Genomic DNA, 22916 nt, shown 5'->3' on the forward strand with positions numbered 1-22916 from the left:
CAGAAAAACCTACTATACCATTATCTCAAAGTTATATTTGCGATAGCATTTGTTCCTCTAGCTGTGGTTTAAAGCCGAAAAGTAAGTGTTGTAATAAATACAAGAAAAAAGGTGTTAATTGCAAAAGATGCCCACATATTTTACTACAAGAAGCATCTTAATTTAGGTTTAATTTTTGCAGAACAACAGGAGTTATTCTTTCAACAAATTTTTTGTATGCAAGTTTTGATGGATGTAAACCGTCATTTGCAACTAAAGCTGGATTTACCAAACCTTGTCTTGTAATATCTGTAATATTTATAAAAGTGATACCTCTACTAATACAATATGCTTGTGCAAAATTATTATAGGTATCTATTTCAGAAGAAATGGTAGTATTAGCTCTTCCAAAAGGAGTAAAAGCATAATCTGGAATAGAAATAACAATTAAGTTTTCAATATTATTATTAGCGGCTTTTGTTGCTATTTCTAACAATTTTGGAAATTCAGTTTCGTAAGTAGAAAATGGTTTTCTTTGGTATTGATTATTTACTCCTATTAATAAGGTAACCAAATTGTAATCGGAATTAATATTTTCAGCATCGATTGCACTTATTAAATTTGTGGTTGTCCAACCAGTTTTTGCAATTATTTTTAAGGGAAAAGAACTTTTGTTTTGTGTAATTGTTAATAAAGTATCTACTAATTGAACAGGGAATTTGCAGGTTTCACAAACACTTTCTCCAATAGTGTAGCTATCACCTAAAGACAATATTTTAAAAACACCATTATTATTTACACCACCATTATTTGGATTTATAAAAGTTGTATCAACCTCTATATCAGAGGAATTTATATCTAAATTTTCTTCAAAATCAGTAACACTTCCACAAGAAGAAATGGTTAAAAATAAAATATAAAGTATAATATAAAATCCTTTTTTCATAACTATTTGTAGTCTAAAAGTGAATTGTTTACTTACAAATATTCTCTTAAATTATTATTTTAAAAGATGTTTTTATTTGAAAGCATTCAATCCTGTAATATCTAAACCAGTAATTAAAAGATGAATGTCATGTGTGCCTTCATAGGTAATTACACTTTCTAAATTCATCATATGGCGCATTATGGAGTATTCTCCAGTAATTCCCATTCCACCTAACATTTGTCTTGCTTCTCTTGCAATTTTTATTGCCATTTCTACATTATTACGTTTCGCCATCGAAATTTGTGCGGAAGTTGCTTTTCCTTCATTTTTTAAAGTACCAAGTCTCCAAGCTAACAATTGTGCTTTGGTAATTTCTGTTATCATTTCCGATAATTTTTTTTGTTGTAATTGAAACTGACCTATTGGTTTTCCAAATTGTTCACGTTCTTTTGCATAGCGTAAAGCAGTATCATAACAGTCCATTGCAGCACCAATTGCACCCCAAGCAATTCCATAACGTGCAGAATCTAAGCAACCTAAAGGAGCTCCCAATCCAGATTTATTAGGTAGTAAATTTTCCTTTGGAACTTTTACATTATCAAAAATTAACTCTCCCGTAGATGAAGCTCTTAAAGACCATTTGTTATGAGTTTCAGGAGTTGAAAAACCTTCCATTCCACGTTCTACAATTAAACCGTGAATTCTTCCTTCTTCATTTTTAGCCCAAACTACAGCAATGTTGCAAAACGGAGCGTTAGAAATCCACATTTTAGCACCATTTAACAAATAGTGATCTCCTTTATCTTTAAAGTTGGTTTCCATTCCTCCAGGATTGGAACCATGATTTGGTTCTGTTAAACCAAAACTTCCCATCCATTCTCCTGAAGCCAGTTTTGGTAAATATTTTTTACGTTGTGCTCCATTTCCGTAAGTAAAAATAGGATACATTACTAAAGAAGATTGAACAGAAGCTGTAGAACGTACTCCAGAATCACCACGTTCTATTTCTTGCATGATTAATCCGTATGAAATTTGATCTAAACCTGCACCACCATAAGCTTCTGGAATATATGGTCCAAAAGCACCAATTTCTGCCAAACCAGTAATAATTTGAGTTGGAAATTCTGCTTTTTGAGCATAATCTTCAATAATTGGCGAAACATCACGTTTTACCCAATCACGAGCAGCTTCACGAATTAGTTTATGCTCTTCTGTTAGTAAATCATCAATATTATAATAATCTGGCGCTTGAAATAAATCTGGTTTCATAAATTTTTATTCAGTAAAAATGATAAATTTTAACAAACTTATTAAATATTGTTTAATATTTAACAAATGTGGTTTAAAATAATTTGTGGAATTTAATATAAAAATACGCATCTTTTTTAAAGTTAGGCTTTAGAAATTGTTAAAAAGTGTTCCTTTTCTATTAAGTTTGTAGTGATGAAGCATACTTTAGGTAAAAAAGAACGTTTAAAGAGTAGAAAGTTGATTGAGAAACTTTATGCTGAAGGTAAATCTGTAAAAGCTTATCCTCTAAGAATGATGTATATTCAAACAGAACATACATCAGATTTTCCTGCTCAAGTAGGTGTTTCTGTGCCCAAAAGAAACTTTAAATTAGCAGTAGATAGAAACAGAATTAAGCGCTTAATGCGTGAAAGTTATCGGCTACAAAAAAGTATTGTTTACAATAATTTAGATGCTCCGTATGTTTTTATGATTTCGTACCTTGGTAAAGAAGAAATGAAGTATGAAGAAATTTACAGTAAAATGGAAAAATTATTAACCTTGTTTACATACAAGACAAAAAATAAAGAAGATGAAACGATTCAACTTTAAAAACAAAACCATAGCAATTTTCTTGGTAGGAACTGTTTTTTTAACCTACTCATTCAAGTCTAAATTTTTTGAAGTTGCAAAACAAATTGAAATTTACAACACCTTATTTAAGGAGTTGAATATGTATTATGTAGATGAAATTAATCCCGCAGAATTTACGGATAAAGCCATTAAAAATACACTTAAAGATTTAGATCCGTACACAAATTTTTACAACGAACAAGATGTAGAAACTGCAAAAATTAGAAGAGCAGGAGAATATGGTGGAATTGGAGTTTCAGTTTTTTACACAACTCAAGGTATTGAAATTAAAGAAATTTATAAAGATTTTTCTGCAGACAAAGCCAATTTAAAAGTAGGAGATATTATTATTTCTGTTAATGGACAATCATTAAAAAATATGGATGCTGAACAATTATCTACGTTTTTGAAAGGAGTTCCAAACAGTAAGTTTAATGTAGAAATTGATAGACAAGGAAGTATCATAAAAAAAGAAATTATTAGAGATAAAGTTGTTGTAAACCCTGTACCATTTGCAGAAATGATTAATGAAGATACTGGTTATATAACATTAACTCGCTTCAATGAAAAGGCATCTTCTGAAATTAGAAAAGCATTTAAAAAGTTAGAAAAACAAGGCATGAAAAAACTAGTTTTTGATTTGCGTTCAAATCCTGGAGGCTCTTTGATAGAATCTATAAATATTTCTAATTTCTTTTTACCAAAAGGAAAAACAATTGTTACCACAAAAGCAAAAATTAAAAAATGGAGCAATACATATAAAACAACAAATAATCCTTTAGATCTAAACATTCCAATAGTGGTTTTAATAAATGAACGTTCTGCATCTGCATCTGAAATTGTAAGTGGTTCGTTACAAGATTATGATAGAGCCGTAATTTTAGGAAAACGTTCTTTTGGTAAAGGTTTGGTACAACGTTACAGGCCACTTACTTACGGAACACAATTAAAGGTTACCATTTCAAAATATTATACTCCAAGTGGAAGATGTATTCAAGAATTAGACTATGCAAATAGAGATAAAGATGGCAACGTACCTAAATTTTCCGATAGTGGAATAAACGCCTTTAAAACTCAAAACGGAAGAACAGTTTACGATGGTGGAGGAGTTTTACCAGATGTAATTACAAAAACTTCCGATAAAAACGAAACAACAGAAGCATTATTAGATTCGAAAGCAATTTTTAATTTCGCCACAAAATATTATTATGAAAACCCAACAATTGGAAAAGTAAATGATTTTGATTTTAAAAATAACGATTTCAAAAAATTCGAAAACTATTTAAAAATAGATACTACTTTTTTAACAAATCAAGAAAAACTATTCAAAAAAGCATATTTAGCTTCAGATAAAAATAATATTTCTAAAGAATATGAAAATATAAAAGAAAAACTATTTGATATCAAAATTGAAGAAATATCTAAAAATAAAGACATTTTATCAGAAATAATTAAAGAAGAAATATTGCAAAGATATTTTTACAGAGAAGGTGTTTACCAGCACAAACTAAAAAATGATAAAACAATATATGAAGCACTAGAATTGTTGAACAATCAAGATAAATACAATCAAATTTTATCAGGTAAATAGTTTTATATTTGCCCTTTAAAATAATACATGTCAGAAACCAAAAAAATAAATAGAACTAGAGCTCAAGAATCTACAAATGCCATAGAAAAACTGTACATTTCTATGCGTCATTTATTTAGTAGAGGTTTTTACAAACCAATGGGTATTTCTGGTGAAACCTTAAGAAAATCTTTATTGCTTTTAAGACCAGAAATTTATGGCTCTATTGCAGAAGAAAGAATAGAATTAAATGGCTTAACCTACGTAATTGAAAGATTACCAATAGGAATTGAAGAATGCCAATACATAAATTTAACTGCTGACGAAGGTTACAAAAACAGTCATTTTACACCAATTATTCCTCCAAAAAGAAGAAGAAATTGTTATAGAATAGACAAAGACCAAATGAATATTGAAATTACCAGAGGAAGATCTGAAATTTATGATATTCTTACACACCTTACATTTTTATTTATAGAATCTCATAAAATTCAAGAAAGAGTAACCCTAAATGATGGTGAAGATTTCACAAGAGAATGGCAACATTTAGAAACAATTATAATTCATCAAAAAGAAATTTCTGAAAAAGAAAGAGAAGTAACCATTGTACATTTAGCAAATATTTTAGGAAGAACTTTTGACGAAGTTTCAGCCATTTATAAAACTTTTTCTACAAACGAAAACCCAGACCGTTTTTTCCAATTAATATATTGGTTAGGTAAATTAGCCATCAATGAAGTTTTAGAAAACAAGAAAAGAACGGTTACTTTCAGCTCGGTTTTAGTAGAAGAAATAGGACACCATATCTATGGTGAAATATGGGCGAACAACATTAAAAAAGTACTAAAATTAAATAATCTTTTAGAAAGACCAATCCATATTATTAGTGCAAATATGCACAGCGTATTAAACTCTATATATGCGAAAAATGCGTTGCCAAAAGAAGCTAAAAACTTAAAAGGTTTTGAACTTTATCAACTTTTAAGCAACGTAAATAGCAAACCCTTGCAAAAAAAAGTAAAAGATTACGCCTCAACAAACGGATTGATTTACGTAAAAGATACCTCAGGAACCAATATAAATGTTCAAATAATAGATACATCTAAAATAAATTTCGATGTTTTATCGTTCTCTAAAAAAGACAAGGTAGAAGATAATGCTGTAATCATTGTAATGGACTATGCTTTTGGCGAACAAGCCTATGAAACTATGGATGAATTACTGAAACCATATACATGTGAAAAAAATACCAAAACACATTTAGATGTAAAATCAGTTTCAATAATGGGAAAAGCAGGAATTTTAGAAGGAGGTAAAGGAGATATTATGATACCTTCTGCACATATTTTTGAAGGAACAGCTGATAATTATCCTTTTAAAAATGAGCTTTCTAAAGCAGATTTAGAAGGTTTTGGTGTAAAATCTTTTGATGGTTCCATGATTTCAGTTTTAGGAACCTCATTACAAAATAAAGATTTGCTAAAGTTTTTCCATAATTCTACTTGGAATGTAATAGGTTTAGAAATGGAAGGAGCCCATTATCAAAAAGCAATACAATCTGCCTCAAAAATTAGAGGTAATATTTCTGAAAATGTACAAGTACGTTATGCGTATTATGCATCAGATAATCCTTTAGAAACTGGAGCAACATTAGCATCTGGTGGTTTAGGAATGACAGGAGTAACACCAACTTACGCAATTACACAAAAAATATTAGAACAAATTTTTAATAGTTAAATTTATAGATTAAAAAATTAGCATGTCAACAAATCAACCAACCAACAAAAATGAAGAAGAAGTAGATTTAGGCTCTTTATTTGTGATCATAGGAAGAGGTTTTAAGAATTTTTTCAACTTTATAGGTAATATTTTTAAAGGAATATTCCATTTTTTTATTACCATTTTAATTTTTCTAAAAAAGAACATTATAAAAATTGGAATTGCAGCTGTAATTGGTTTTATCATTGGTCTTTTTTTACAAATAACTACTACAGATAGGTTTGAATCTAATATGTTAGTACAGCCAAACTTTAAAAGTTCTAGGCAATTGTACAATAATGTAAAATTTTATAATGATTTAGTAAAACAGAAAGATACACTTGGCCTACAAAATACTTTCAATATAAATAAAGAAGAAGCTGCAGCTTTAAAAAAGTTTACTATTGAGCCTATAGCAAATCAAAATGATGTTATAGATTCTTACAACGATTTTATTCAATCTGTAGATACAACAACTGTTAAAAGTTACACATTTGATGAATTTAAAGCCTCTTTTACAGATTTGGACTACAAAATTCATAAAATAAACGTCATTGCAGAAAAAAATGACATATTTAATAAGTTAGATGAGGTAATCATTTCCTCCGTTGTAAAAAACAAATATTTTAATCGTTTAAAAACGTTAACAAACGAAAATTTAAATAGAACAGATTCTTTATTACGTCAAAATTTAACTCAAATAGATACTTTACGAAGAGTTTATATGGAAGTAATGGTGGAAGAAGCTAAAAAGCAATCTTCAGGCACCAGTATAGATTTAGGTGGCGAAAAAAGAACTACAAAAGAGCTAGAGTTATTTGAAACAAATAGAAAATTAAATGCAGATTTAAAAACTGTTGTTGAAGATAAATCAGAGAAATATGAAGTAATAAACGTTATTTCTAACTTTCAACCAATTGGATCTGAAATTAAAGGAGTTACTAAAAACAAAGCTTTTCAACTAGCAATAGTTGGTGCATTAATAATGATTTTTATTTTACTATTATTAAAGCTAAATTCCTACTTAAATACTTATAAAAAGTAAGAATGGAAACAATTTTAATAACTGGAGGTGCTGGTTTTATTGGTGCTAATTTTATATCTTATTTTCTTGAAAATAACAAAGAAATTAAAGTTATAAATTTAGATTTGTTAACCTATGCAGGAGATTTACACAACTTAAAAGAAGTAGAAAATAACTCCAACCATATTTTTATAAAAGGAGATATTTGTGATAGAAGCTTGGTAGAAAGTCTTTTTAAAAAATACAATTTTACTGGAGTAATTCATTTTGCAGCAGAATCTCATGTAGATAATTCCATAAAAAATCCAGATGCTTTTGTAAAAACAAACGTTTTTGGAACATTTAATTTATTGGATGTCGCCAAAAATCACTGGATGAACTCTCCAAACAGCTTTAAAAAAGGTTTTGAAAAATCAAGATTTCATCACATATCAACAGATGAAGTTTACGGAACTTTAGGAGCAAAAGGATTATTCACAGAAGAAACTCCATATGCACCCAACAGCCCATATAGTGCCTCTAAAGCTTCATCAGATTTTATGGTAAGAAGCTATTATCATACTTATGGAATGAATGTGGTTACCACAAATTGCTCTAACAATTACGGTCCAAAACAACATGATGAAAAACTCATTCCAACCATTATAAGAAAAGCAATTTCTGGAGAAAATATTCCTATTTATGGTGATGGAAAAAATATAAGAGATTGGTTGTATGTTTTAGATCATTGTAAAGGAATAGAGCTAGTTTATAAAAAAGGAAAATCAGGTGAAACCTACAATATTGGAGGTGAAAACGAAAGAAACAATTTATATATAGCCAACAAAATTTGTGAAATTTTAGATCAAGTTCAACCCAAACAAAATTCTTACAAAAATCAAATTAGTTTTGTAAAAGACAGACCAGGACACGATTTTAGATATGCAATAGATGCTTCTAAATTAGAAACTGAACTAGGTTGGAAAGCAGATGAAAATTTTGAATCAGGTATTTTAAAAACAATTCACTGGTATTTAAAAAAATACAATTAAGGTAGCAGTATTGTTAAATGAATTAAGAATGCCTAAGAAAATTATAAAGGCCTTCCTAAAAAAACTTTTCTATATTTTTTTTAAAGATGATAACTAAGTGGTTATATATCAAAACAAAAGAAAATTTATAGAAAAGAATTTTTTTTATAAAAAAAAATGTACTTTTGATTCTGTAACCCCTGTTGTTAACTTTGTTAACAGACATAAAAACAAGAATTATTAAAAAAAGAGCCCCCCTTACTTTTTTATTAATTTTAAGTACACTTTTATTAGTATCTCAAAATATAGAGAAACCAATATTAAGTTACACTTACGCATGTGCAAGTGATAGCTTCAATTCTTTTGAAGTTGAAATAGGTTACAACTCCGCAACATTTAACGATAATAATATTTTTACATTAGAATTATCTGATGAAAATGGTGATTTTTCTTCTTCAGAAATTTTAAAAACAATTGCCAATCAAAATACTTCATTTAAATTTACCGTAAATTTTCAACTACCACAAACCATTCATGGAACAGGTTATAAGCTTAGGGTTAAATCTTCTTCACCAGAAAAAATTAGTCCAGAATCTGATGCTTTTGAAGCCTATTATATTACTTCAGAAAAACTTATTTTAAATAATTATAAAGATGTTATTCTTTGCAATGGTGCATCCAAACAATTAGAATTAAATTATACTTCAGCCTCAAATTATCAATGGTATAAAGATGGTGTAAAATTTTATTTTGGAGGTCCAAAATTAACTGTTACAGAACCAGGTTTATATTACAGCGAAATATTTTATGGTTCTTGTTTTGCATCAGTTTTTTCAAATATTGTAGAGGTTACAAAATTACCAAGTGTTGTATCAAAAATAAGAGGAAATGCTATTGTAGAACTATGTTCAGGTAATAATTATGTACTAGAATCTGAAACTAACAATCAAGATTATGTATATACTTGGTTTAAAGATGGTGAAAAAATAACTGGTTTACCCAACTACTCACCAACTTATACAATAACATCAATGGACGATTTTGGCACATATCGTTTAGAAATAGAAAATTCAAATGGTTGTGTAGGTACTTCAGAAAACGTGGTGATTAAAGAGGTAAATTCAAATTTTAGTATTTCTGCAGTTTCTAATACAAATTCAATTATTCTTGACGGTGAAACCAAAACTTTAGAGATTGGTCATGATGCTATAAATGCTTCAATAAAATGGTACAGAAACAATGTTGAAATTTCAAATAGCAATTCCAATAAAATTGAAATTACTCAATCTGGTATTTATAAGGCAAAAGTTACGAGCGGAACATCTTGTTTAAGTAGTAAAGAGTCTTCAGAATTTGTAGTTAATGATTTGAATACTTTATCATTAGAAGTTGATACAGACACAAACTACACTTCATGTGAATCTACCAATATAGATTTATTGTTAAAGTCTGTTGAAGTAAAAGACGCACAAAATAATACATACACATTATCAAATAATCAACTTTCATATTTGAACTTTCAATGGTTTAAAGACGGAGCCAAATTAACTAATGGTTTAGAAAAAGATATTACGATTGATAATTTTGAAGATAATGGATTGTATTGGTTAGAAATCACATCAGGTATTGTAAAAAATAGTTCCAATAAAATTGATGTAAAATTGAGTTTGCCTGAAAGTGCTATTACTTCATCATCATCTTCTAATATGATTTGTAATGGAAATTCAATATTACTTTCAACAACAGAAAATACAAGTTACCAATATCAATGGTATAAAAATAATAGTATTATAACCAATGCAACAAGTGCAATTTTAGAAACTATAGAACCTGGTAATTATCATATTAGAATAAAAGCATTTGGTTGTGAAGTTATATCTAAAGAAATCATATTGTTAGATTTTGACGAATCTGTTGTTACGATAGATTCGCCAATAGACATTATTTTAAGTTCGGGGGGAACTAAAATAATTACTGCTAGTGGAGCAGATTCTTATGAATGGCTAGATGACAATGGTATTGTGTTAAGTACGGTTGCGTCTATTGAAATTAGTAGTGCAGGTAACTACAATTTATTAGCAAAAGTAAACAATTGTGAGCTTTTAAAAACGGTTACTGTTTCTCTAGAGGGGGAAGAAACAGTACCAAATGTGCTTACTTTAAATGGAGATGGTATTAATGATACATGGGTGTTATCTAACCAATATTCATTTAAAGAAGCTGTAGAAGTTCAAATTTACAATGCGAATGGTAAGTTGTTGTTAAAAACTACAAATTATCAAAACAATTGGCCTAGAAATGATTTAATTTCTAAAAGTCAGTTGTTTTATTATATCATAAAAACAAAAGATAAACCCATAAAAAAAGGAACTATTTCAGTTATAAAATAAAATGTTTAAGCCCCCCATTTACATCGTAGTTTTACTCTTTTGCGTTACCGCTATTTTTTCGCAAAATACTCAAGAAGAATTGTACAACAATTTTTCTTCACATAATTTTTTAAAATCTAATCGCTTTTTTTTAAATCCTACTTTTTCTGTTGCTAGAGAAAATGCTACCTATTTAAGTTTTTTAAGTAGAAATAAATTTTCAGATTTTGATGATTCTCCACAATTATATGTTGGAAGTTATTCTGGAAGAATAAGTGAAAAAATTGGAGTTGGTTTAGGTGTATTTCAACAAAACTTTGGCATATTTAAAAATTTCGGAGTTTTACTAAATTATGCATATCAAGTAAAATTAAGTCAAAAAAACGCACTTGCATTCGGATTTAACTTTATGTATTCTAGAAACGGAATTGATAGGAGTAAAATTGTAGTAACAAATCCAGATCCATTTATTAGTAATTTTCAAGAAAGACCCATTATAAACTTTCAGCCAGCAGTAAATATTACTTTAGGAAGTTTTGACATGGGAATATTTTTAGAGAATTTATTCGATTACGACTTAAAAGATTACGAATTTATAACACCCTTTTCTGAGAAAACAATTTCTGGTCATTTGATGTATACAAAACCTTTTGCAAATAGCGAAGGCCTTTTAAAAGATGGAAAAATTCAATTTTTAAATATTGTTAAAAAACCAGGAAAAAACAAATTAACATATACTACAAGTTTACTTTTAGACTTGCCAAAAATAGGTTGGATTCAATCTACCTATGACGATTTTTACGGAACTTCATTAGGTATCGGATTTAATATTTCTGAAAGAATATCTATCGGTTTTGTGTATGAACAAGGCAAAAATAATTTGGGTATTACAAATGAAATTGGGCTTACGTATAATTTTGGTAAACAAGATTACGTAACAATAAAAGACGATTCATCATTTAAAAACAAACTTTCCACTACAAAAAAATCAGCACAAACAAATCAAGAAGTAAATGATAAAAATCAAAAAGACGTTTACAAAATGATTGATGCTTACAAAGCTAAACAAGACTCCATTAACGCTTTGCAACAAAAAGAAGCACAAAAAAAGCATTTACAATTACTTAAATTAATAAAAAGCAATCAGCAAAATACAGCTGTAGAAATTATTTCTAACAAACCCAAAGATACTATACAACGAAACGTAAAATCATTTACATCAAAAAAAGAAAGAACTACAATTCCAAAGAAAAAACTTGAAAAAGATCTTACACAAAATAAAGTCTCTGATGGATATTACGTAGTTGCAAATTATTTTTCAATTAAAAACAACGCAATTAATTTTTTAAACACTTTAAAGAGCAAAGGGTTTAATGCGAGTTATTTTAAACATCCAAACAAAAATAATTATTATGTGTATTTAGGCTCATTTAAAACAAATAATGAAGCCCAAAACATGGTAGCCTCAAAATTTAATAATCGATATAAAAAATTATTATCCATTGTTAAAGTAAATCAAGATAGAGTTGGAGTTATTCCTTTAAATAACTTAAGCACTACATTGATAAAGAACAAAAAACCTATAAAAGCTAAACAAATAACAGTAAAAAAACCATCAAAAAAAGGAATCACTACTAAGCCTATAAGAATTAGGAAATTAAAATCTAATAATACTATACAAACTGGTTATTATTTGATTGTGAATGTTTTTTCCAAAAAATTCTACGCAAATAAATTTATAGAAAAATTAAAAAGAAAAGGACTAAATCCAAAGTTTTTCATCAATAAAAAAAATAACTACAGGTATGTTTATTTGGATAGAAAAACATCAAAAAAAGAAATTACAGAACTATATCATTCTAATTTAAATGGAAATTATACAGAAGATAAATGGATACTATATGTAGAATAAAAGTATAAAATAAAAAATCAACTATCAACTATAATTCATAATCCCCCCAATATGAAAAAGTTATCAAACCTAAGAAAATTACTATTTCTTTTACTAATTGTACAATCAATTGGTTTAAAGTTTTACGCACAAAAAAACAGTCAAATTTCCACTAGAGCCAAAAATGTACCCTTCACACAAAGGCTTGTAAATGGTGGTGTTAATTTAAAAGGAGATATTTCTTTTATTGCAAATAACATCGTAAGTAAAGATCAAGACGGAACTGTGCCTAACGACGATTACAATGGCACAAGTGAAGGAAATAACAGGCTAAATTTAAATTATATTGATATTGATGGTGATGCTACCACTTTCTCATCAAGTAAGGCACAATTAAATTTACCAAGTTGTTCAAAAGTAATATACGCAGGTTTGTATTGGGCAGCAGTGTATCCTTATAAATATTGGGATACAAAAGAGGCCAGAAGTGACGATTTTAATGAAATTAAATTTAAACTTCCTGGAGGGAACTACCAAAATATTGTTGGAGATATTATTTTCGACGGTCAAACAAGTAATGAGGCAGAAAAAGTAGTATACACTTGTTACAAAGATATTACTTCTATCGTAAGTAATTTGGGTGATGCGAATGGAGATTATTATGCAGCAAATATTAAAGCCACAGTAAGAGGTACAAGCAATACAGGTTCTTCAGGCGGGTGGATTATGGTAGTTGTATATGAAAATCAAACAGAACCAAGTAGAAGAGTTTCCATTTTTGATGGTTTTGCAAGCATACAAGGAGGAGGAAATCCTAAATCTGCAGAAATTTCTTATGAAGGATTTAATACAATACCAGTAGGTCCTGTAAAAGCAAGAATGCTTGTTGCAGCTCTAGAAGGTGATTTTAATTTAAAAGGAGATCAGTTTAAAATGGAAGATGTAACTGGCACTTATCAGCCTTTATCTACTCCAAACTTAAATTCCGCTACAAACTTTTTTAATGGTTCTATAACAGTAAACGACACTTTTCAAACAGGCAGACAACCACAAAGCCAAAATACTTTAGGATTTGATGCAGATTTATTTAACGTAAATAATGTAAACAATAAACTAATAGCAAATAACCAAACTAGCGCAAAAGTTAGTATGACTTCTCAAGGAGATGGATATTGGGTTTTCTTAAATGCTATGAGTATAGATATTATAGAGCCAGATATAGAATTAATTAAAACAATTGAAGATGATGAAGGTAATGATATTGCAGGTGATGAAGTAGATTTAGGCGATTTAATTTGGTATAATGTAAGCTTTAGAAACAAAGGAAATGACGATGCATTAAACACAGTATTAATTGACAGATTACCTAAAAATGTAGATTTATTAGAAGCTGAACTATCATTACCACCAGGCATTACGTATACATACGAACCACCAGTTTTAAGTAATGAATTTAGAGGAGTTTTACGTTTTAATATACCAGATAATTTGGTTGAAAAAGGAGATCCTAAATACAATATAAGAATAAAAGTTAAGGTTGTAGAAAACTGTAATGAGTTAAGAGACGTATGCTCCAATAGAATAGAAAATCAAGTAATTGCAAGCTATGTTGGTAAAACAAGTGGCATATCAATAAACGAAGATCCAAGTTTTTATGGAGTAGATGCATGTAATATAGGCTTGCAAGGACCATCAAATTTTCTAGTAGATGTTTCTGGATGTAAATTTGAACGTGACGAAATTTTATGTGCTGAAAACGTAACCTTAACTGCAGGAAGTGGATTTATTTCTTACGAATGGAAAAATGATAAAGGAGAAGTAATTGGAAACTCTCAGTCAATAACTGTTTCAGAAACTGGTACATATACAGTTTCTAAACTGGCTCCAGTAGGTTGTATCAGTTCATCAGAAATTATAAATGTAGTTTCGTTTTATACACAAGATAATCCTCTTTTAGCTTATGCAGATGAAGTAAAAACGTGCCCTAATGATGGTTCTCAATTAGCAGAAATTTATCTTTGTGGAGATGAAAGTATCAAACAAATAGAAACCAATATAGATAATTCAGACACTATAATTTGGCAAAAACTAGATGAAACTTCTTGTGCTGCAGTTACAGACCAAGATTGCGCAAATGTAAATAATACGTGTGTTTGGAATACAGTTAAAAATGGCAACGATTTTACAGCGAATTCTCCTGGGCAATATCGTTTAGAAATTAGATCTCAAGGTGGTTGTTTTAAGCGTTTTTATTTTAATGTTTTCAAAGCAACTTTAAATCCTCAAATTGTAACAGAAGATATAATTTGTGGAAATTCCGGAAGTATCGTAATCAATAACATTCCAAATGATTATGAATTTAGCTTAACAAACAATCCTGGTTCTTTTCAAGATTCCAATACTTTTAATATTTCTTCATCAGGTAGTTATTCTATTTTCATAAGAAAAAAAGGAAGTGCAGCAACATCTTGTATTTATACAGTAAATAATATTGATGTTTTAGAGAAAAATATTGATGTAAAACTAATTACAAATTCCATTTCTTGCTCAACTTCTTTAGGAGAAATTAGAGTTCAAGTGGAAAATATTCCAGGAGATTATACTTATAAATTATTCAAAGATGGAGCAAATTTAGCAACAGTTGGTCCAAAACCAGACAACGATCATAGTTTTGAAGTTGCTCAAGAAGGAACGTATACAGTAGAGGTTTCTGCACCAAACAATTGTAATTTTATTGGCAATGTAACTTTTACAAAACCAACGCCATTAGATTTTAATGCAGTAGTATCAAAAGATATTAATTGTTCAGATGGTGTCATAAAATTTAACACTACTGGAGGAACACCAGTTTACAATTATGCAATATGGTCTTATAATGGAGTTAATTTTTATAATACTGCCGAAGAAATTCCAATTTCAGATTTTTTTACAGAAAATTCAATAAATATTTCAAACGGAAAGCAAGGAACTTACCAGTTTTTAGTAATGGATGCTAACAACTGTTGGAAACTCTCAAATGAAGTTGTTATAAACAAAGAAGCAGAACTAGTTTTTAAAGAAGAAATAAAAAATATCAGTTGTTTTGGAGAAAAAGATGGGGCAATAAATCTTTCTATTGATGGTAACTCTCTTGGATATGCTTTAGAATATAGCATAGATAATGGCACAACATACAAATCATCTGGTATTTTCAATAATTTGGCAAGTGGCACATATACTGTAAAAATTAATGCAACAAAAGACTTAGATATTTGTGTTTATGAAAAAACAATTACACTTACAGAGCCAACAAAAATTCTTGGTTCTGCCAGTTTGGTGCAAGATTACACCTGTAGTAGTTTAGGTATTATTACTTTTAATGCTATTTCTGGTGGTAAACCACCTTACAAATTTAGTATTGACGGTAGCAATTACATTTCTCAAAAAAGTTTTAATAACTTAAAATCAGGAATATACTTACCTTCTATTAAAGATGCAAATAACTGTATTTTAAACCTACAAAACATTACAATAAATCCTTTACCTACAGCACCAAATTTTACATCAGATATTACTTATTCTTGCGATGGCAAAGGCTCAATTACGGTAAAACCAGCAAATACTTCTTATACATATCAAATTAATGGAGGCGTTTCTACAAGCTCAAATGTATTTAACAATTTAAGCCCTGGAACATATTTTATAGATGTTAATTATGGTTTAGATTGTAAAGAAACCATTACAGCTACTATACAACCAAATAAATCTTTTAATGGTTTTATATCTTCTTCAAATAATGTAAGCTGTTTAGGAGGTACAGATGGAAACATTACACTATCTGTAGAAAATTTTGATGGGAATTATGAGTACTCTTTAAACGGACAAAATTGGGTTTCTTCAAGTATTTCTCCTTTAACAATATCTAATTTAAATGCTAATAGTTATAGTGTTCAAATAAAAAAAGAGAGTTGTATTTTAGATTTAGGTACAGAAATTATTGCACAACCTACAGAAATTTTAGTTTCAGCAGCAGTAACTAAAAAACTTTCTTGTAGTGGTTCAGATGCAACCATAACTCCAAATGCTTCTGGAGGAAAACCACCTTATCAATATAGTATAGATAATGGTATTTCTTGGCAAAATCAATTTACAAACCTTTCTGCTGGTGAATATACAATTCAAGCAAAAGATGCAAATAATTGTTTTTCAAGTACAAATGCAACAATTGAAATTACACCAGCTGTAGAGGTGCAACACGCAGCTACAAGTACACAATGTTATGATGGTTCTAATGGTAAAATAACGGTAAATGCAACTCAAGGAAATGGAAATTATTTTTTTAGCATTAATAATGGTCCTTGGTTTTCTCCAAATACAACAACTCCAAATATATATACTTTTTTAAATTTAGTTCAAAATACATATACTGTAAAGGTTAAAGATGAATTAGGATGTGAATCTGTTGCTTCAAGTCACACAATTTATCCGCAATTAAATGCCTCCATAAATGTTACAAATATAAGTTGTAAACAGGGCGAAATTTCAATAAATGCATTTGGTGGAGACGCTAATTATGTTTACGCAATAGTTGCTAATGGAGTATTGCCAACAGATTCAGACTTTACAAATCAAAACACAAAAAGTGTAAATGTTGCAGGTAACTACGATGTTTTTGTAAGAGATCATTCTGGTACTATTGGTTATTGTGAATTTGTAGAAACTATAGCCGTTAATAAAACACCAGATTTAAATTTAAACGCAACCAATATAAACCCAAAATGTTTTGGTGAAAAAGGATCAATAAAACTTGATATAACAGGTGGTTCAGCACCTTACAAAATTGAATTGAATGGACCTTCAGGTCTATTAAGTATTATAGATTTGTATTTTAATACTACTAAAGATTTCATAAATCTTTCTGCAGGAAATTATACTATTTCAGTAACAGGAAAAGATGGCTGTGTAGAAACTACAAACGCGATAATAGAAAACCCAATTTTGTTAGATGCAACAATAAAACCTATTGTACCAGATTGTACTGTAATAGACCCAAGTCAATTTGGGTTTGAGTTCGAAACTACCAATTCTTACAATCCTTATATTTTAAATTATAGTTCAGATAATGGTACAAATTGGAGTACAAATCCTGTTTTTATGAATATTGCATCAGGTACAAAAGTATTTCCTGCAATTAGGTTATTGGAATCAGATGGAGTTACAGTAAGGTGTGAAAAATATTTAGATGCTTACGAAATTCCTTATCCGGTTTCTAACTTAGTGGTAAGTACAACTCCAGGAGGAACTTGTGTTGACGGATTTAGTGTAACTGTAGAGGCTCAAGATGGTGTTGCGCCATATCAATTTTCAATTAATTCAGATTCATCTTGGCAAAGTCCAATTCCTTCAAATTCAAGTCAATACGTGTTTGATAATTTAACCCCAGGATTAAATTACACATTTTATGTAAAAGACGCTACAGGTTGTATAAAACAAAACAGCGTAGATGTTTATGATGCATATTCACCAGAAATTTTGATTACTGGAAATGTTGTAAAAAATGCATGTCCAACATCTAATACAGGAGAAATTATTTTTTCTATAGATGATAGTAAAAATCCATTAACAGGTAATTTAAATTGGAGTTTATTTAACAAAACAACAAATGCAAATATTTTAAACGGAAGTCAGAGTAATACAAATGATATTACAGTGTCAAACTTATCTTCTGGAAATTATTATTTAATTATAACAAATGGAGCTTCTTGTTCATGGGGAAGTAGAGATGTTGAAATTAAACAAGCAACTGAAATTTTTGGAACTGCTTTAAACGTTAAAGATATTACATGTAATTTTCCTGGAATTATAGAAATTAACAATATACAAGGAGGTTTTGGTAATTATCAATTTACTTTAAGCAGTCCAAATTTTGTAAATGACATCGTTACTTCTAACCTTTCTATAGAAATACCTCTTTCAAATATTAAAAATCCAACAGCAACATCTACAATTACTGTACAAGCTAAAGATCAATCAGATTGTTTTAAATTGATAGATACTGTAAACATGAATGTTAGTGAAAATCCAGAAATAGCTACAGTAACAGCAAATAGCTGTGATTCCAACAAAACGATAACAGTAACAGGTAATAAAGGTTTAGCACCTTATTTTTACTCCATAGATAACGGAGTTACATTTCAAAACTCATCAGTATTTAATAATTTACAACCAGCAGATTATTCTGTAAAAATAAAAGATAGCAATGGCTGTGAGAGTGCTACAGAAATTGTAAAAATTATACCAACCTTAGATTTTGAAGGAACCATAACCAAGAATTTAGATTGCTCATTAATCCCAGATTCAGAATTATCTTTAAACGTAATTAGTGGTTCTGGTAATTACGATTTCGAAGTAAAAGATAGTTCAGGAAATACAATTTACCCAAGAACAAATTTGGTAAATAACCCAGAAACGATTCGTTTATCTAAAGCAGATGATTATAATGTAATTGTTTACGATAATGCTATTTCTAGTGGCAACTGTTTTAAAACAATAGCCATTAAAATACCTGAAGCCATTTTACCAAATTTCGATTATACAATCGAAAACAGTTCTTGTGAAGGCAGTAATTCTGGTAAAATTACGTTACTTAATTCAAATCCAAACTTAAACTACACATACAGTTTAAGTCCTTCTTCTGGTAATTTTGATATTGCCTCTAATAGCTTTGTAAATGTATCTCCAGGAAATTATATAATTACAGTTGTAGGTTCAAATGGTTGTAGTGTAGATAAAGCAAACGTTTTAATAGAAGAACTCGACCCAATTGTTGTACCAACACCAATAATTACTCAGTTTTTATGCAATACTTCAACCATAAGTGAAAATGCAAAAATATCAATAAACACCTCTTTAGTTTCTGGAGGTACAGGTTCGTATACAACTTTTGAGTTTATAAACAATAAAGGTACTGCAGATGTTTCAGATGACACCATTGTTCAAACTGGAAATAATTCAACCTTTATTTCTGATGATAAAAATGGTGGAAATTATACAATAAATGTATACGATTCTGCAGGATGTATAGGAACTACAAATGCAATTATTCAACCATTTTCAGAAATTACTGCTGCCACAGTTTCTGTTGATAAAAATTTAGACTGTATCACAGGCGAAAACATTACAGTAACTTATTCATCAACATTACCAATAGCAAACGTATCTTTTTCAATTAAAGGAAACTCAGGATTTTCTGAAACAAACAATACTGGTGTTTTTACCAACTTATTAAAAGATATATATACTATTTCAATAACCAATTTAGATACAAATTGTAGCTTAGAAATAGCACATCAGGTAAAAGATTTAGAAACATTTCAGTTACAAGTAAATAAACAAAAAGATGTTTCTTGTTTTGATAGCAATACAGGTGAGGTTTCGATTGATTTTGATGCATCTACTCCTTACACTGGAAATTATACTTATCGTTTATTTAATCAAACAACAGGAAACCCAACAACAACATCTGGAAATTCAATAGGAAAAACAACTATAAACAATTTAAATGAAGGCGATTATTATGTAGTTGTAAAAATGACAGAAGCTCCTTTCTGCGAAGTAATATCAGAAGTGTTTTCTGTAGAAAACCCAATTGCTGCATTAGATTTTCAAACTGTAATTACAGAAATAGGTTGTAACGCTTCCAATACTGGTTCTATCTTAATTAATGCTTCTGGAGGTTGGGAAAACTATCTATATAAAGTAGTATCATCTTCTGGAAATCTTATTCAAGATTATAGTAGCAATAATTTCATAGAAAACTTATCTGCAGATATTTTTACAGTATTGGTTTTAGATAAAAACGGATGTGAAATTTCAAAAAATATTACCTTAAATAATCCAACACCAATAGTCGCAACATGGTCAGAAATAAACCAAATAGATTGTTTCGGAGGCAATACTGCAGAAATTAGTATTGATGCAGTTTCAGGAGGACAAGGAAATCCAACAAACTATTGGTACCAAATTCAAAAAGATGGAGGAAATATTTCAGCAAAACAAAAATCAAACATATTCAAAGGTCTAAGTTATGGCAATTATACAGTTACTGTATCAGACGATTTTTCATGTAATTTTAAATTTCCAGTTACAATAAATGAACCTTCAAAAATCATAGCAAATGCATTTATTAAAAATAATATTTCTTGCGATGTTGGTACAGCTTTAGTAGAAGTTACAGCAACAGGAGGTACTGGAAATTATACTTTTAGTAAAGATGGAATTAATTTTACAAACTCTAACCTTTTTACAGTTACAGCAGGCAATCATCAATTTTATGTGAAAGACAACAAAGGATGTATTTCTGACGCTTCAACCATTATAAACATAAATCCGTTGACACCATTAACAGCAATATTAAATGTAGAAGCTTCATTAATTAGTTGTGCAACAGAAAAAAATGCAATAATTTCTGCGAGTGCATCTGGTGGTTTAGGTAACTATGAATATGAATTATTAAATGAAGTTGATGTTGTTTTAAGACCAAAACAAACCTCAGAAACTTTCAAAAATTTAGATGCAGGTATTTATAAAGTTAGAGTTACTAGTAAAGATTGTGTATTTACAACCTCAGCTCACGAAATTATAGAGCCAGTTCCTTTAGAATTAATAGCTCCTGTAGAAGTTAGTAATATCACTTGTTTTGGAGAAAATAATGGAACTATAACTATTAATGCAAAAGGTGGAACAGGTAATTTAATTTACAGTATAAACCAAGTTAAATATGTAAATGAAAATGTGTTTACAAACCTTTCTGCAGGACTGTATGACGTAATAGTACAAGATGAAAACGGATGTTTTATAATGGAAACTGTAACTATTCAAGAACCTACTGAATTAAAAGCTACAGCAGTAAATATTACAAATGAAACTTGTTTTAATGAAGCAAACGCCTCATTTTCATTAGATGTTTCAGGAGGTGAAGCTCCTTATAAAACAAAATTAAATGATGGTATTTTTATAGAAAATCAGTTAGATTTTAATAATTTATCTGGTGGTAAAACACACGTAGTTTTTATTGAGGATGCTAGTGGTTGCGAAAAAATAGTAACTGTACAATTGCAAGAAGCAGTTGCTTTAAATGTAACAACAAACACAGTAGTAAATTGCACGAACTACCTGTCAACAATAAATGCCTCTGTTGATGTTTCACTTAGCAATGAAGTAACTTTTTCTTTAAATGGTGGAGCTCCTCAAACTTCTGGAGAGTTTAAAGATTTACCATCAGGAACTTACACATTAACAACTTCACACACTTCAGGATGTACAATTAATGAAGAAATTATAATTGACAATCCAGAACCTTTAATTTTTGATGGACCTATTTTAACAAAAAATAGTGAATGTTTTGGTGCAAATAATGGATCAATAACTATAAACGCAAAAGGAGGAAGAGGTGATTTTTTATGTAGTATAGATGGAGTAAATTATAAATCACAAAGTGTATTTCCTAATTTGGCTGCTGGTACTTATGATGTTTTTGTAAAAGATGAATTGGGTTGTGAACCAATTAAAGAAACAGTAGTAATTTCTGAACCTACAGAATTATTAATAGAGCCTATAAACATTGTTGAAGTTTCTTGTTCTGGAGATGCTAATGGGTCATTTGAACTTAAAATTTCTGGAGATGAAGCGCCATATTCAACAAAAATAGAAAATGAAGCTTATAAAGAAAATCAATTCGTTTTTTCAAACTTAGCAGGTGGAAAAACATACAATGTAGTTGTAAAAGGAAAAAATGGATGTGAAAAAACAGTTGCTATTTCATTAAAACCAGCCATAAATTTAAACCTTTCAACATCTGTAAATTACACTTGTTCAGAAGGTGCAATAGTAACATCAAGAATAATAAACACAGATTTAAAAGATGAAATTACTTATACACTTAATGGTGAACAACAACAAACTAATGGAACATATGAAAATTTGCCTCCTGGAAAATATGAATTAAAAGCAACACATTCAAATGGCTGTTTTGTAACCGAGCAAATAGAAATTGAAAAAGTAGATAATTTAGAAATCTTTATCAATACAGATACAAAAAACACACTAATAGCCGAAATTAATGGAGGATCACCTCCTTATACCTATAGTTTAAATGGAGGCGATTTTATTTTTGATAATACGTTTTTAATCAACGTTACACAAGAATACACAATTACCGTAAAAGATGAAAAAGGTTGCGAAGTTTCTGCAAAAGTTATAGGAGAGTATATTCCTATTATAATTCCAAACTTTTTCACTCCAAACAATAACAATGAAAACGATTTTTGGTATCCAGAACAAGTAGAAACCTATCATAATATTAGGGTTTATATCTACGATAGATATAGCAGATTGCTAAAAGAGTTTAATGGAATTCAACAAGGTTGGGATGGAATTTATAACGGTAAACCTATGCCAACAGGAGATTATTGGTATGTTATTTACTATTCAGACATTTTAGGAGCTGAAAAAAAGTTAATTGGAAACTTCACACTATATAGATAA

At 29.2% G+C, this 22916-nt stretch carries 10 protein-coding genes; 8 read left to right on the forward strand and 2 right to left on the reverse strand.

Going from position 1 to position 22916, the window contains the following annotated elements:
- Positions 1–157: 157 nt before the first annotated feature.
- Complete coding sequence (locus FDT66_RS08450; RefSeq protein WP_138535740.1) at positions 158–925, reverse strand: SGNH/GDSL hydrolase family protein; 768 nt, start codon at positions 923–925, stop codon at positions 158–160.
- Positions 926–997: 72 nt separating this feature from the next.
- Positions 998–2176: an acyl-CoA dehydrogenase family protein gene (locus tag FDT66_RS08455; protein WP_138535741.1), complete on the reverse strand. Its 1179-nt coding sequence runs from the start codon at positions 2174–2176 to the stop codon at positions 998–1000.
- Between the two features lie 174 nt (positions 2177–2350).
- Here FDT66_RS08455 and rnpA point away from each other — a divergent pair, with 174 nt between their 5' ends.
- The 8 genes from rnpA (at position 2351) to FDT66_RS08495 (ending at position 22916) form a co-directional block, all read left to right on the forward strand.
- The gene (gene rnpA, locus FDT66_RS08460; protein ID WP_138535742.1) at positions 2351–2749 is read left to right on the forward strand and encodes a ribonuclease P protein component; all 399 of its coding nucleotides are present in this window, start codon (positions 2351–2353) and stop codon (positions 2747–2749) included.
- Entirely contained in the window at positions 2730–4361 is a 1632-nt protein-coding gene (locus tag FDT66_RS08465; protein ID WP_138535743.1) for a S41 family peptidase, read from the forward strand. The genes rnpA and FDT66_RS08465 overlap by 20 nt, the downstream gene beginning before the upstream one ends.
- Before the next feature lie 27 nt (positions 4362–4388).
- Complete coding sequence (locus FDT66_RS08470) at positions 4389–6077, forward strand: DUF6909 family protein (protein ID WP_138535744.1); 1689 nt, start codon at positions 4389–4391, stop codon at positions 6075–6077.
- A gap of 22 nt (positions 6078–6099) precedes the next feature.
- Positions 6100–7143: a hypothetical protein gene (locus FDT66_RS08475; RefSeq protein WP_138535745.1), complete on the forward strand. Its 1044-nt coding sequence runs from the start codon at positions 6100–6102 to the stop codon at positions 7141–7143.
- Positions 7144–7145: 2 nt separating this feature from the next.
- Complete coding sequence (gene rfbB, locus FDT66_RS08480) at positions 7146–8153, forward strand: dTDP-glucose 4,6-dehydratase (RefSeq protein WP_138535746.1); 1008 nt, start codon at positions 7146–7148, stop codon at positions 8151–8153.
- A gap of 191 nt (positions 8154–8344) precedes the next feature.
- Positions 8345–10522, forward strand: a complete 2178-nt coding sequence (locus FDT66_RS08485) for a T9SS type B sorting domain-containing protein (protein ID WP_138535747.1) — start codon at positions 8345–8347, stop codon at positions 10520–10522.
- A 1-nt stretch (position 10523) separates the two neighbouring features.
- Positions 10524–12413, forward strand: coding sequence for a PorP/SprF family type IX secretion system membrane protein (locus tag FDT66_RS08490; RefSeq protein WP_138535748.1), 1890 nt, complete (start codon positions 10524–10526; stop codon positions 12411–12413).
- 51 nt (positions 12414–12464) lie between these two features.
- Complete coding sequence (locus FDT66_RS08495; RefSeq protein WP_138535749.1) at positions 12465–22916, forward strand: T9SS type B sorting domain-containing protein; 10452 nt, start codon at positions 12465–12467, stop codon at positions 22914–22916.

The organism is Polaribacter aestuariivivens (genome assembly GCF_005885675.1).
In the GTDB taxonomy this organism is placed as follows: domain Bacteria; phylum Bacteroidota; class Bacteroidia; order Flavobacteriales; family Flavobacteriaceae; genus Polaribacter; species Polaribacter aestuariivivens.